The organism is Phenylobacterium sp. (genome assembly GCF_036563285.1).
Classification (GTDB): domain Bacteria; phylum Pseudomonadota; class Alphaproteobacteria; order Caulobacterales; family Caulobacteraceae; genus Phenylobacterium.
In genome coordinates this window covers 1,262,083-1,274,620 of record NZ_DATCMR010000011.1, presented here as the reverse complement: position 1 = coordinate 1,274,620, position 12,538 = coordinate 1,262,083, and the positions used below count along the sequence as shown (strand labels likewise).

Annotated in this window: 13 protein-coding genes; 1 reads left to right on the top strand and 12 read right to left on the bottom strand. The window is 69.7% G+C overall.

Going from position 1 to position 12,538, the window contains the following annotated elements; translation table 11 throughout:
• Positions 1–15 precede the first annotated feature (15 nt).
• The 12 genes from VIL76_RS17065 to VIL76_RS17010 form a co-directional block, all read right to left on the bottom strand.
• Complete coding sequence (locus VIL76_RS17065) at positions 16–627, bottom strand: GNAT family protein (protein ID WP_332046237.1); 612 nt, start codon at positions 625–627, stop codon at positions 16–18.
• Between the two features lie 31 nt (positions 628–658).
• Positions 659–1,954: a pitrilysin family protein gene (locus VIL76_RS17060; protein WP_332046236.1), complete on the bottom strand. Its 1,296-nt coding sequence runs from the start codon at positions 1,952–1,954 to the stop codon at positions 659–661.
• A gap of 4 nt (positions 1,955–1,958) precedes the next feature.
• Positions 1,959–3,350: a threonine synthase gene (thrC, locus tag VIL76_RS17055; protein ID WP_332046235.1), complete on the bottom strand. Its 1,392-nt coding sequence runs from the start codon at positions 3,348–3,350 to the stop codon at positions 1,959–1,961.
• Positions 3,351–4,073: an SURF1 family protein gene (locus tag VIL76_RS17050; RefSeq protein WP_332046234.1), complete on the bottom strand. Its 723-nt coding sequence runs from the start codon at positions 4,071–4,073 to the stop codon at positions 3,351–3,353.
• Complete coding sequence (locus tag VIL76_RS17045; protein WP_332046233.1) at positions 4,066–4,422, bottom strand: DUF983 domain-containing protein; 357 nt, start codon at positions 4,420–4,422, stop codon at positions 4,066–4,068. The genes VIL76_RS17050 and VIL76_RS17045 overlap by 8 nt, the downstream gene beginning before the upstream one ends.
• A 1-nt stretch (position 4,423) precedes the next feature.
• Positions 4,424–5,296 carry a cytochrome c oxidase subunit 3 gene (locus tag VIL76_RS17040; protein ID WP_332046232.1) on the bottom strand — a complete coding sequence of 291 codons (873 nt, stop codon included), beginning with the start codon at positions 5,294–5,296 and terminating at the stop codon, positions 4,424–4,426.
• 114 nt (positions 5,297–5,410) lie between these two features.
• Positions 5,411–6,004 carry a cytochrome c oxidase assembly protein gene (locus VIL76_RS17035; RefSeq protein WP_332046231.1) on the bottom strand — a complete coding sequence of 198 codons (594 nt, stop codon included), beginning with the start codon at positions 6,002–6,004 and terminating at the stop codon, positions 5,411–5,413.
• The gene (locus VIL76_RS17030) at positions 5,982–6,134 is read right to left on the bottom strand and encodes a hypothetical protein (protein ID WP_332046230.1); all 153 of its coding nucleotides are present in this window, start codon (positions 6,132–6,134) and stop codon (positions 5,982–5,984) included. The genes VIL76_RS17035 and VIL76_RS17030 overlap by 23 nt, the downstream gene beginning before the upstream one ends.
• Complete coding sequence (locus VIL76_RS17025; RefSeq protein ID WP_332046229.1) at positions 6,131–7,099, bottom strand: heme o synthase; 969 nt, start codon at positions 7,097–7,099, stop codon at positions 6,131–6,133. The genes VIL76_RS17030 and VIL76_RS17025 overlap by 4 nt, the downstream gene beginning before the upstream one ends.
• A 75-nt stretch (positions 7,100–7,174) precedes the next feature.
• Positions 7,175–8,830 carry a cytochrome c oxidase subunit I gene (gene ctaD / locus VIL76_RS17020; RefSeq protein ID WP_332046228.1) on the bottom strand — a complete coding sequence of 552 codons (1,656 nt, stop codon included), beginning with the start codon at positions 8,828–8,830 and terminating at the stop codon, positions 7,175–7,177.
• 18 nt (positions 8,831–8,848) lie between these two features.
• On the bottom strand, positions 8,849–9,871 hold the full coding sequence (coxB, locus tag VIL76_RS17015; protein ID WP_332046227.1) for a cytochrome c oxidase subunit II: 1,023 nt from the start codon (positions 9,869–9,871) through the stop codon (positions 8,849–8,851).
• A complete protein-coding gene (locus VIL76_RS17010) occupies positions 9,861–11,045 on the bottom strand; it encodes a sialate O-acetylesterase (RefSeq protein ID WP_332046226.1) in 1,185 nt (394 codons plus the stop codon). The genes coxB and VIL76_RS17010 overlap by 11 nt, the downstream gene beginning before the upstream one ends.
• Between VIL76_RS17010 and tldD the strand changes: the two genes are divergently transcribed.
• On the top strand, positions 11,034–12,464 hold the full coding sequence (tldD, locus tag VIL76_RS17005; RefSeq protein WP_332046225.1) for a metalloprotease TldD: 1,431 nt from the start codon (positions 11,034–11,036) through the stop codon (positions 12,462–12,464). The genes VIL76_RS17010 and tldD overlap by 12 nt on opposite strands.
• Positions 12,465–12,538 lie beyond the last annotated feature (74 nt).

Here is a 12,538-nt window from a genome sequence, read left to right as displayed (position 1 = left end):
AGCCCCGGCGTCGGCCTAGACCGACACCCCCTCGTCCGGACCGTCGTGGCCGCCATACGGCGTGACCAGCCCGAACAGGACATGGTCTCGCCAGACGCCGTTAATTTTCAGATAAGCCTTTGCGTAGCCCTCCTCGGCGAAGCCGGCTTTCAGGAGCAGGGTGCGGGAGGGCTGGTTGTCGGGGATGCAGGCGGCTTCGAGCCGGTGCAGGCCCAGCGTGCGGAACGCGAACTCCGACAGCGCCCTCACCGCCGCCAGCGTCAGGCCCTGGCGCGTGAAGGGCCTGCCGCACCAGTAGCCGACCGACCCCATCTGGGCGACGCCGCGGCGCACGTTGGAGAGGGTGATCCCGCCGCTGAGCGCGTCGTCTGAGCTGCGGAAGACGAAGAACGGATAGGCCGTGCCCGCCTCGCGGTCGCGGGCATAGGCGGTCAAACGCCGGCGGAAGGCGGCGCGCGACAGGTCGTCTGACGGCCAGGTGGGCTCCCACGGCTGCAGGAAGGCGCGGCTGGCGGCGCGCAGCTCCCGCCAGTCGGCATAGTCCGTCGCCCGCGGCGGCCGCAGGACGATCCCTTCGCCCTCGACGCGAAGGCCGCTCTCCGGCGAGATCCAGTCCAGCAAGGCCATTTCCGGCAGCCTCGCCGAATTCGCCCGCGCGTCAATAGGTGGGGGTGAAGTCCACCGCGCCCAGGCCGAACAGGGCGGCCTCGAACACCGGCGCGGCGCGCAGAGCGGTCTTCGGGCCGAGCACGGCGACCGCCGAACGCTTGTGGCCGAGGATCCAGGTCGCCAGCCGGGCGATGTCGCCGGCCATGACCGCGTCCACCTCACGGGCGACGATCTCCGGGTCGAGGGTGCGGCCGAACATCAGCACCTGGCCGGCGGCCTGCTCGGCGCGCGCCAGCGCCGACTCCCGGCCCATGAACATGGAGCCCTTCAGCTGGGCCTTCGCGCGCGCCAGCTCGGCCTCGTCCACGAGGGTGGTCATGCCGGCGATCTCGCCCGCCGCCACCCGCGCCAGCTCCTCGGCGTCGGTCGCCGCGCACCCGGCGAAGACGCCCAGCACGCCCACGTCGGAATAGGTCTCGGAGTAGGCGTCGATGGCGTAGGCCAGGCCGCGCTTCTCGCGGGCCTCCTGGAACAGCCGCGAAGCCATGCCGCCGCCGAGGATTTCGGCCAGCAGCCGCAGGGTGAAGTAGTCGGGATCGAGCACGCCCACCGCGGGCAGCAGCAGGACGAGGTTTGCCTGTTCCAGCCGCTTGGCCTTGGCGCGCACCCCGCCGGCGAACTGGGTGGGCTCGGCCACCGCCAGCGCGCGGCCGGGCGCCATGTGGCCGAAGTCGCGCTCGGCCAAGCGCAGCAGCTCGTCCTCGTCGACGGCGCCCGCGGCGCTCACCACGAGGGTCTCGGGCGCGTAGAGCCCGACCCGCCACAGATCCAGGGTCTCCGGCGTAGCCGCCGCGATGGACTTCGTCGTGCCGAGGATCGAGCGGCCCAGCGGCTGGCCCTCGAAGGCCGCCTCCTGTGCCAGCTCGAAGACCAGGTCGTCGGGCGTGTCAGCCGCCTCTGCGATCTCCTGGGCGATGACCTGCTTCTCACGCTTCAGGTCGCCGGCGTCCATGGTCGGCCGCTGCACCAGGTCGGCGATCACCTGCGAGCCCAGGTCCAGTCCATGGGACAGGGCGCGGATCTGGAAGCTGGTGCGCTCGTAGCCGGTGGCGGCGTTGATGTGCCCGCCCTCGGCCTCGATCACCTCGACGATCTGCTTGGCGCTGCGCCCGCCGCCGCCTTTGAAGACCATGTGCTCCAGCAGGTGCGACCAGCCCGAGCGGCTCTCGTCCTCCCAGCGCGCGCCTCGGCCGGCCACCACCGACAGCGCCACGGTCTGCAGGCCCGGTACGGGGTCGCACACCACCCGGACCCCGTTGGCCAGGGTGTGGACGCGCGGCGTCATCGGATCAGGCCTCTGCAAAGGCGCGGACATAGGCCTTGATGGTCTCCGTTTCCGGGGGCAGGCGCTCGAAACGCTCGGGGCGGCGTCCGAGGTCCGCCGCGCCGCGCGGCAGGGCGGGCGTGACGCCGCTGGCGCGCTGCACGTCGTCGGGGAACTTGGCGGGATGGGCGGTGGAGAGCACCACCACCGGGCCCGGCGTGTCCGGGCTGCGCTTCAGGGCCGCCACGCCCACCGCAGTGTGCGGGTCGATCAGCTCGCCGGTCTCGTTGAGCGTCGCCACGATGGTCCTCAGCGTCTCGTCCTCGCCCACCGCCACGCCGCGGAACAGCTCGCGCATCGTCGCGTGCGCAGAGGGCGGGATGTCGATGGCGCCGGCGCTGGAGAACGCGTCGAAGGCGCGCGCGGTCTCGTCCGCCTCCCGCTCAACGCCCTCGAAGTAGAGGCGCTCGAAGTTAGAGGCCGCCTGGATGTCCATGGCCGGCGACAGCGTCGGCTGGACCACCCCGCGCTCGTAGCGGCCAGTCTCGAAAGCCTTGGCCAGGATGTCGTTGGAGTTGGTGGCCACCACGATGCGCGCGATGGGCAGGCCCATGCGGCTGGCGACGTAGCCGGCGAAGGCGTCGCCGAAGTTGCCCGACGGCACGCAGAAGCTCACCGGCCGGTGCGGCGCGCCGAGCGCCACCGCGCTCGTGAAGTAGTAGACCGCCTGGGCCGCGATGCGCGCGAAGTTGATGGAGTTGACCCCCGACAGGTCGACAGCTTGGCGCAGCACCTTGTCCTGGAAGGCCTGCTTCACGATGGCCTGGCAGTCGTCGAAGGTGCCGGACACCGCCACGCAGGCGATGTTGGGCTCCTCGGCCGTGGTCATGAAGCGGCGCTGGACCTCGCTGATCCGGCCCTCCGGGAAGAGCGCCACCACCTTCACGTGCTTGGCGCCGCGGAAGGCCTCGACGGCGGCGCCGCCGGTATCGCCCGAGGTGGCGCACAGGATGGTCTGCTGGCGGTTCTGCCCGCCCAGGACGTGGTCGTAGAGGCGGGCCAGGATCTGCATGGCCACGTCCTTGAAGGCCAGGCTCGGCCCGTGGAACAGCTGGGCGATGAAGGCCTCGGGCCCGATCTGCACGATCGGCACGACGGCGGGATGGCTGAAGGTGGAATAGGCCTCGCGGCACATCTCCTGCAGGACGTCCGGCTCGACCTCGTCGCCTGCGAAGGCGCCGATCACCGCGGCGGCCACCTCGGCGTAGGGGCGGCCGGCGAAGTCCGCGATCTGCTCACGGGAGAACTGCGGCCAGGTCTCGGGCACATAGAGGCCGCCGTCGGGCGCCAGTCCCGCCAGCACCGCATCGACGAAGCCGACCGAGGGCGCCTGCCCACGGGTCGAGACGTACCGCATCTATCTTCTCAGCCGCTTGAAGAGCAGGGCGGCATAGACGCCGGCCAGGGCCAGGGCAAGGCCGAACCAGGTGACGGCGTACTCCAGGTGCCGGTTGGAAATCTCCTTGGGCGCCGCAGCCGGGACCAGCGCCTTCCACTCCGGATTGGTGGAGGTCTCGGCCATCAGGAAGGCGGGCGCGGCGGCGGGCGCCTTGAGCGCGGCGGCCATGGCCGGGATGTCGCGCGAGAACCAGCGGTTCGCCTCGGTCCGGTTCGGGGGCGTCACGAAAGTGCGGGCGTCGGGCCTGCGCAGCAGGCCTTCGATCTCCACCGGGGTGCGGTCCGCCGGGTCGACGGGAGGTCGGGCGGAGATGGTGTCGCCGACGAAGCCGCGGTCGACGAGAATGGTCCCCTGCCCCCCGCCTTCCACGTCGCAGGCGGAGATCAGGCGCGAGCCGGCCTGGCCCTCGTGCAGGCCGTAGAGCTCGAGGTAGGGCGCCTTTGAAAGTCCGGGGCAGGTCACCTTCACCCGCCGGAACTCCACGTCCTCACCGCGGGCGAGCTCGTCCATCAGGTAGATCAGCGGCACGGGGGGCGCCTTCTCCAGCGCCTCGAGGCGGGCCAGCAGCTCGCGCTTCCAGGCCAGCCGCTGCAGCTGCCACGAGCCAAGCCCCACCAGGATGGCCAGCGCCACGAGGGTGACGAGGGTGAGGACGACCGGGAAGCGCCGGCGCTCAGTCATGGCGGGCTTCGGAGGCCTTGTTCTTGAACTGCGCGGCCAGCATCAGCCCCTTCATGGGCCTGAGCAGCAGCAGGCAGACGATCGCGGTCGCCGGCAGCCACACGATGAGGTGCACCCAGATCGGCGGCCGGACGGCGATCTCCGTGAACAGCGCCGCGAAGGCCACCACGAAGCCCGCTATCATGATCACGAACACCGCCGGGCCATCGCCGGAGTCGGCCTTGGCCAGGTCGAATCCGCACGCCTCGCAGCGCGTCGCGACCTTCAGGAAGCCGGCGAACAGATGGCCTTCGCCGCAGTTCGGGCAGCGCCCGGCCAGCCCCGCTGCAAGGGGGTTGGCCTGGGCCACATCAGTGTCCGGAGCCGGCGAAGATCACGTAGACGAAGGCGAACAGGAAGAGCCAGACCACGTCGACGAAGTGCCAGTACCAGGCCGCCGCCTCGAAGCCGAAGTGGCGCTGCGGGGTGAAGCCGCCGCCCATCAGGCGGATCAGGCACACGGTCAGGAAGATCGTCCCCACCAACACGTGGAAGCCGTGGAAGCCGGTCGCCATGATGAAGGACGAGCCGTACAGGCCGGAGTTCGCCGCTTCCTCGTTGAAGAAGTAGCCGTGGCTGAAGATGTGGCTGTACTCGTAGGCCTGGATGGCGGTGAACATGATCCCGAGCAGGATCGTCAGCACCAGCGCGATCTTGGCGCCCTTGCGGTCGCCCTGCTGCAGCGCGTGGTGCGCCCAGGTGACCGTAGTGCCCGAGAGCAGCAGGGTGAGGGTGTTGACCAGCGGCAGCTCCCAGGCGGGAACGGTGTGCACGCCGTGCGGCGGCCAGGTCTCCCAGGCGGTCCGCACCTCCTCGATCGAGGCCAGGGTGCGGTGCTCGTGGAAGAGCGCCATCTCGAAGAAGATCCAGAACCAGGCGACGAAGAACATCACCTCCGAGGCGATGAACAGCACCATGCCATAGCGCAGGCCGATGGAGACGACCGGCGTGTGGTCGCCCTTGTTGGCCTCGCGGACCACGTCCATCCACCAGCCGATCATGGTGAGCAGCACGCCCGTCAGGCCCGCGGCGAACAGCCACCAGGTGCCTTCCGGCTGGCCGAACAGGCCCTTCATCCACATGACGCCGCCCAGCGCCATCACCGTGGCGGAGAGCGAGCCGATCAACGGCCAGGGGCTCGGATCGACCAGGTGGTAGTCGTGCTTCACTTCGCCGTGGGCCATTGCGGTCCTAATCCCTCGAACTGGCTCAACGCGCGCGGAGAGATTCGCGCGCGGTCAAAGTCGGGCACGCTATAGCCTTGCGCCGCCGCTCCCGCCAAGGGGAAAGGGGCCGATTCAGCCCGCCTTTGCGCCCTTCGGGGCGGCGGCCTGCTTGGCGTCCACCGCCGGGAAGAAGGTGTAGGAGAGGGTGACCTCGCTCTTGCCCTTGGTCTCGAAGTCGGTCGCGTACTTCGGGTCGATGAAATAGAGCACCGGCATGTCGACGGTCTGGCCCGGGCCGATGGTCTGGTCGGTGAAGCAGAAGCACTCGAGCTTCTGGAAGAACGGCGCGGCCTGCTGCGGCGTGACGTTGAAAACCGCCCGGCCGGTGACCGCCTTGTCCGAGGTGTTGGTCACCTTGAAATGGGCCAGCGTCGTTTCGCCGATCTTCACCTGCTGCGAGGTCTGCTCGGCCTCGAAGGTCCAGGGCAGGTCGCGGACGTTGGCGTCGAAACGCACCTTCAGGGTGCGGTCCAGCACCTGGTCCGGCGCGACCGAGGCCTTGCGCACAGTGCCGTCGAAGCCGGTGAGCTCGCAGAAGGCGCGGTAGAGCGGCACCGAGGCGTAGGCGACGCCCACCATGCCGAAGAAGCCCAGGCCGCAGATCAGGCCCAGGCGCGCGTTGCGCCGCTGCTGCGGCGTGAGCTTAGAGCGGGCGGTCGGCGACATTGGCCCCGAGCCTGACAAGGGTGACGACGAAGATCAGGATGACGAACAGCACGAGGCCCAGGGCCAGCGCGATGTTGCGGCCGCGCCGGGCCTTCTGTTCGGTTTCGCTCTCGCGGGCGGGATCGCTCATCGGGCAAGCAGCTCCAAAGGCGGCAGACCCATCAGGTGCTCGGCCAGCAGGGTCGCGAACAGCAGGGTCAGGTAGAGGATCGAGAAGGCGAACAGGTTTCGCGCGTCCTTGGCCCCGGCGCGGACGTCGTAGAGGCCCTCCTTGCGATCCCCGGCCGCCTCGCCCGCGTGGCTGCGGGCCAGCCGCAGCGCCAGCAGCAGGAACACCACCGCCCCGGCTGCCGCCACGCCCAGGTAGACCGCCCCGCCCAGGCCGGTGAAGGCCGGCAGCAGGCAGATGGGGGCGAACAGCAGGCTGTAGACCAGGATCTGGCGGCGCGTGGCGGCCGCGCCCGCGACGACCGGCATCATCGGCACGCCCGCCTTGGCGTAGTCCTCCGAGGTGTAGAGGCTGAGCGCCCAGAAGTGCGGCGGCGTCCACATGAAGATGATCAGGCACAAGAGCCAGGCGTTCAGCGGCGCGGAGCCCGTGGCCGCGGCCCAGCCGATCACCGGCGGCAGGGCTCCCGCCAGGCCACCGATGACGATGTTCTGCGCCGTCCAGCGCTTCAGCCACATGGTGTAGACCACGGCGTAGAAGACGATGGTGAACGCGAGCAGCCCCGCGGCGAGCCAGTTCAGCGCCATGCCCATCAGCATCACCGAGAAGAGCGACAGGACGACGCCCAGGGTCAGGGCGTCGGAGCCCTGCACCCGCCCCGCCGGCACCGGGCGGCCGCGGGTGCGGCGCATCTTGGAGTCGATGTCGGCGTCGTACCACATGTTGAGCGCGCCAGACGCGCCGGCGCCGACCGCGATGCAGAGGATGGCGACGGCGCCCAGGACCGGGTGGATCGCCCGGTCGGCGCAGATCAGGCCGGTGAGCGCGGTGAACACCACCAGCGACATCACGCGCGGCTTCAGCAGCTGGACGTAGTCCTGCCACCGGGCCGGGATGCGCGTGGTGGAGTGGGCCGTCATGGCCATCGGTATACTCTTCAATGTCGAGGGGCGCGCCCCTGAAGGACGCGCCCCTTAAGTGGTGTCGGAGGTGGTCCGGTCCTAGTGGACGTCGGGCTTCACCACCGGCAGTTCGTTGAACTGGTGGAACGGCGGCGGCGAGGGCAGCGTCCATTCCAGCGTCGTGGCGCCTTCGCCCCACGGGTTGGCCTCGGCCTTGCGGCGGAAGACCATCGCGTCGAGCAGGACGATCAGGAACACGCCCACGCCGACGGCGGTGATCGCGTAGCCGACCGACGAGACGTAGTTCCAGAGCGCGAAGGCCTCCGGGTAGTCCACGTAGCGGCGCGGCATGCCCTGCAGGCCCAGGAAGTGCTGCGGGAAGAAGATCAGGTTCACCCCGATGAAGGTGATCCAGAAGTGCAGCGCGCCCAGCCACTCGCGGTATTTCACGCCCCACATCTTCTCGAACCAGTAGTAGAAGCCGGCGAAGATCGCGAACACGGCGCCCAGGCTCAGCACGTAGTGGAAGTGGGCCACCACGTAGTAGGTGTCGTGCAGGCTGTAGTCGATGCCGGCGTTGGCCAGCACGACGCCCGTCACCCCGCCGACGGTGAACAGGAAGATGAAGCCGATCGCCCACAGCATGGGCGTCTTGAAGTCGATCGACCCGCCCCACATCGTCGCGATCCAGCTGAACACCTTCACGCCGGTCGGCACCGCGATGACCATCGTGGCGGCCACGAAGTAGGCGCGCAGGTTGATGGGCATGCCCACGGTGTACATGTGGTGCGCCCACACGATGAAGCCGATGAAGCCGATCGCCACCATGGCGTAGGCCATGGCCAGGTAGCCGAACACCGGCTTGCGCGAGAACGTGGACACGATGTGGCTGATCATGCCGAAGCCCGGCAGGATCAGGATGTACACTTCCGGGTGGCCGAAGAACCAGAACAGGTGCTGGTACATGACGGGGTCGCCGCCGCCGGCCGGGTCGAAGAAGTGCGTGTTGAAGTTGCGGTCCGTGAGCAGCATCGTGATCGCGCCGGCGAGCACCGGCAGCGACAGCAGCAGCAGGAACACGGTCACCAGGATCGACCAGACGAACAGCGGCATCCGGTGCAGGGTCATGCCCGGCGCGCGCATGTTGAAGATCGTGGTGATGAAGTTGATGGCGCCCAGGATCGAGCTGGCGCCGGCCAAGTGGACCGACAGGATCGCGCAGTCCATGGCCGGGCCCGTGTGCCCTGAGGTCGAGAGCGGCGGATAGAGCGTCCAGCCGCCGCCGAAGCCCTTGCCCGGGCCGCCGTCCACGAACATCGAGACGAGCAGCAGCACCCAGGCCGCCACCAGCAGCCAGAAGGAGATGTTGTTCATCCGCGGGAACGCCATGTCCGGCGCGCCGATCATCAGCGGGACGAACCAGTTGCCGAACCCGCCGATCATGGCCGGCATGACCATGAAGAAGATCATGATCAGCGCGTGGCCGGTGACCACCACGTTGTAGCCGTGCTTGGTGGGCTCGATGAGGCCGAGCTGCGCCAGCAGCGAACCTTCGCGGAACACCTGGATGCCCGGCTCGGCCAGCTCCCAGCGGATCAGACCGGAGAGCGCGCCGCCAACCAGGCCCGCCATGATGGCGAACAGGATGTAGAGCGTGCCGATGTCCTTGTGGTTCGTGGAGAAGAACCACCGGGTGATGAACCCCGGCTTGTGCTCGGGGCTGTCGTGGTGATCGTGTGCGGCGGCGTGTGCCATCTTACGCTTAATCCTGGATTATTTCGCAGCCGGCGCCTTGGGCGCAGGCTGGGTCGGTGCGGCGGCGGGCGCCTTCGGCTCCGGCGTCTGGGGCGGCGGGGCGGCCGGGTTCACGGCCGACGCAGCGGCGGGCTGGCCGGCGCCGGCCGCGGCCGGAGCGGGTTCGGTGTTGGCGGCGCCGGCGGCGTTGGCCGCGGCGTTCAGCGCCGACGGCGTGGGCGCCGGCGGCCCGCCGCCCTTGCTGGCCACCCAGGCGGCGAACTCGGCGTCGCTGACCGCGCGGACCTCGATCGGCATGAAGGCGTGGTCGACCCCGCAGAGCTCACGGCAGTTGCCGTAGTAGGTGCCCGGCTTCTCGACGTTGAACCAGATCTCGTTCAAGCGGCCCGGGACGGCGTCGGTGATGACGCCGAACGACGGCACGGCGAAGGCATGGATCACGTCGGCGCCGGTCACCAGCACCTTCACGTTGCGGCCCACCGGGATCACCAGCGGCTCGGTGGCCGCCAGCCGGTAGGGCACGCCCTTGGCCTTGGCCTGCTCCTCGGGGAGGATGTTGGAGACGTACTCGGCGACGTTCAGGTCGGGGTACTCGTAGCCCCAGTACCACTGGTAGCCGGTGGCCTTGATCGTCACGTCCGCCTTGGGCGCGTCGTGGTAGTCGAACAGCAGCCGGAACGAGAAGATGGCGATGACCATCAGGATCAGGACCGGGACCACCGTCCAGATCACCTCGACCGGGGTGTTGTGGCTCCAGCGGGCCGGCACCGGGTTCGCGCGCTTGTTGTAGCGGACGATGCACCAGACCAGCAGCGCCAGCACGAACAGCGTGATGATCGTGATGACCGGCAGCAGGATCGCGTTGTGGAAATTGATCGCCGAGTGCCGCAGCGACGTCACGCCCGGCTGCAGGTCGATCGCGCCCGGCGTCGGCTGGCCCGCCAAATCCTCGGCAAGGGCGGCTGCGCCCCACAACGCCAACGTCGCGCCCGCGGCGAGCCGCGCCGTCAGCGCCCGGATGCCCTGAAACCTAGACTTCATGTCCCCTCGGTCTGGTTGGCCGGCCGCGCGCTTCGCGGTCCTTGCGATCGCCGCCGCCGACTTTAAGCGAAGGCGCGCACGCGCTCTTGCGAGCGCCGCCCGGCCCTTCAGCGCGCGTGCATACGCGCATCCCCCCAGCTTGCCAAGCGGTTGCGGCCGCAGGGGCCCAGCTTCCCTGCGGATGAGGTGAAAACCCCGGAAAACGAAGGCTCTCCGCCACCTTCAGCGGGGCCGTTCCGGCGACTCGCGTTCGAAGATTCGGCGCCCTGCTACCGGCCGCCGGTGCGCCCGCGCCGGGCCAGCCGGAACCAGCGGCCCTCGCCCCGCGCCGCGAGCGTTCGGCAACGAACAGGCGCCCGAACGCCTGGCCCATCTCCAGATGCGCCGCGGCGCTGTAGTGCAGGCTGTCCGCCTGCAGCAGGAAGTGGGTCGTCTCGACCGAAGCCGCGTGCGGGTCGGCGGCGTCGGCCAGAGCCTGGGCGCGACTCACCGCCTGGGCGTGCGCCAGGGGCTCGCCCACGCGCGCGAAGAAGATCGGTCCTTCGGGATCGGCCATCCAGCGGGTGCGGATCGCGGCGAACCAGTCCGTCACGTTGCGGCCGTAGGCGTCGGCCCAGGCGGCCTGGGTGGCGTCCTGCTCGCCCTGGACGATGAACACGGCGTCGACGGCGCCCACCCCGGCGGCGGCCCGGGCCGCGGCGACTTCGGCCGCGGTGGCGTCGAACATCTCGCCCGTGGAGCTGGGCGACCAGTCGATCCGCTGCGGGTCGGCGGCGAGGCCCGTGGAGCCCTTGGCGGACTTGACGATGTAGAGCGGCTCCTTCGGGTTCGCCTGGCGGAAGGCGCGGGCGAAGGCCACCTCGGCGGCCCAGGCGGCCGGCGTATTGGCCGTTCCGGTGTTCACTCCCGGCTGCATGACCTCGAACGCCTGCGCCCGCGAACTCCATATGAGGGTCAGGGGATCTGGCTTGCCGTACTCGCCGGGCAGGGTGGAGCCGTCCATGCCGAAGCCGAGCGCATTGGACTGGCCGGCGAAGATCACGAAGGCGGCGAGCTTGCCTTCGAAGCTGTAGCTGCGGACGCGCGACCACGCGCCCCGCGCGAGCCGTGCGAGGCCGTCTGCGGGGTGACGCGCCGGGCGCGCCTCCCTATGTTCGCTGGCATGAACGCCCACGCCCCCGCCCCCTCGATCCTCGACGCCCACGGAGTTGATCCGATTCGTGCACGCGAGGTTCTCGCCGACGCCTTAACGGGCGCCGACGACGGCGAGCTATTCGTGGAGCGCAGCGAAAGCGAGTCCTTCCTCTTCGACGATGGCCGCCTGAAGTCCGCCGCCTATGACGCCACCGAGGGGTTCGGCTTGCGGGTAGTTGCTGGAGAAACAGCCGGTTACGCCCACGCCAGCGAGATCTCGGATGCGGCGATCCGCCGCGCCGCCGATTCAGCGGCCCTGGCCAAGCGCGGCTACTCCGGCGAAGCGGCCGAGGGCCCCCGGCCCACCAACGCCAGGCTCTACGGCGAGGACGATCCGCTCGCCTCGCCCGCCTTCGCCGACAAGGTGAAGCTGCTGCAGGAGATCGACGCCTGGGCCCGCGCCCGCGACCCGCGCATCGTGCAGGTGATGGCCTCCCTGGCCGGCGAGCGCCGCACGGTGGAGATCCTGCGGGCCGACGGCCGGCTGATCCGCGACGTGCGTCCCCTGTGCCGCATCAATGTCCAGGTCACCGTCGAGAAGGATGGCCGCCGCGAGAACGGCTACACCGGCTCCGGCGGCCGCGCCGGCTTCGAAACCTGGATCACCCAAGAGAACTGGCAGTCCGCCGTCGACGAGGCCCTGCGCCAGGCCCTGGTCAACCTCGAGGCCGTCCCCTGCCCCGCCGGCGAGATGGACGTGGTCTTAGGCCCCGGCTGGAATGGCGTCCTGCTGCACGAGGCGGTGGGCCACGGGCTGGAAGGCGACTTCAACCGCAAGGGCACCTCGGCCTTCTCGGGCCGGGTCGGGGAGCGGGTGGCCGCGCCGGGCGTCACGGTCTTCGACGACGGCACCATCGCCGGCCGCCGCGGCTCGCTCACCGTCGACGACGAGGGCACGCCCACCGAGCGCACCATCCTGATCGAGGACGGCATCCTGGTGGGCTACATGCACGACCGGATGAGCGCCCGGCTGATGGGCCTGGCCCCCACCGGCAATGCGCGCCGCCAGTCCTACGCCCACATGCCCATGCCGCGGATGACCAACACCGCGATGATGGGCGGCGACTCCAACCGTGAGGAGATGATCGCCTCGACCAAGCGCGGCCTCTACTGCGCCAACTTCGGCGGCGGCCAAGTGGACATCACCAACGGCAAGTTCGTGTTCCAGTGCACCGAGGCCTACCTGATCGAGGACGGCAGGGTGACCACGCCGGTGAAGGGCGCGACCCTGATCGGCGACGGGCCCTCGGCGCTCACGCGGGTGACCATGATCGGCGACGACTTCGGCTTCGATCCCGGCATCGGCGTCTGCGGCAAGTCCGGCCAGAGCGTGCCGGTCGGCGTCGGCCAGCCATCGCTGAAGATCACCGGGCTCACCGTCGGCGGCACGAACCTCTAGTTGACGTTTGTAAAATAGTAGGGGCAAACTCCTCCAGCGCCGGGTGATCGCCGGAAAACATTTCGGCGATTTAA

What these genes read in the sequence shown, in the direction of transcription:
- VIL76_RS17065 (WP_332046237.1), bottom strand. Translation starts at nt 627, where the DNA reads ATGGCCTTGCTGGACTGGATCTCGCCGGAGAGCGGCCTTCGCGTCGAG.
- VIL76_RS17060 (WP_332046236.1), bottom strand. Translation starts at nt 1,954, where the DNA reads ATGACGCCGCGCGTCCACACCCTGGCCAACGGGGTCCGGGTGGTGTGC.
- thrC (WP_332046235.1), bottom strand. Translation starts at nt 3,350, where the DNA reads ATGCGGTACGTCTCGACCCGTGGGCAGGCGCCCTCGGTCGGCTTCGTC.
- VIL76_RS17050 (WP_332046234.1), bottom strand. Translation starts at nt 4,073, where the DNA reads ATGACTGAGCGCCGGCGCTTCCCGGTCGTCCTCACCCTCGTCACCCTC.
- VIL76_RS17040 (WP_332046232.1), bottom strand. Translation starts at nt 5,296, where the DNA reads ATGGCCCACGGCGAAGTGAAGCACGACTACCACCTGGTCGATCCGAGC.
- VIL76_RS17035 (WP_332046231.1), bottom strand. Translation starts at nt 6,004, where the DNA reads ATGTCGCCGACCGCCCGCTCTAAGCTCACGCCGCAGCAGCGGCGCAAC.
- VIL76_RS17030 (WP_332046230.1), bottom strand. Translation starts at nt 6,134, where the DNA reads ATGAGCGATCCCGCCCGCGAGAGCGAAACCGAACAGAAGGCCCGGCGC.
- VIL76_RS17025 (WP_332046229.1), bottom strand. Translation starts at nt 7,099, where the DNA reads ATGGCCATGACGGCCCACTCCACCACGCGCATCCCGGCCCGGTGGCAG.
- ctaD (WP_332046228.1), bottom strand. Translation starts at nt 8,830, where the DNA reads ATGGCACACGCCGCCGCACACGATCACCACGACAGCCCCGAGCACAAG.
- coxB (WP_332046227.1), bottom strand. Translation starts at nt 9,871, where the DNA reads ATGAAGTCTAGGTTTCAGGGCATCCGGGCGCTGACGGCGCGGCTCGCC.
- tldD (WP_332046225.1), top strand. Translation starts at nt 11,034, where the DNA reads ATGAACGCCCACGCCCCCGCCCCCTCGATCCTCGACGCCCACGGAGTT.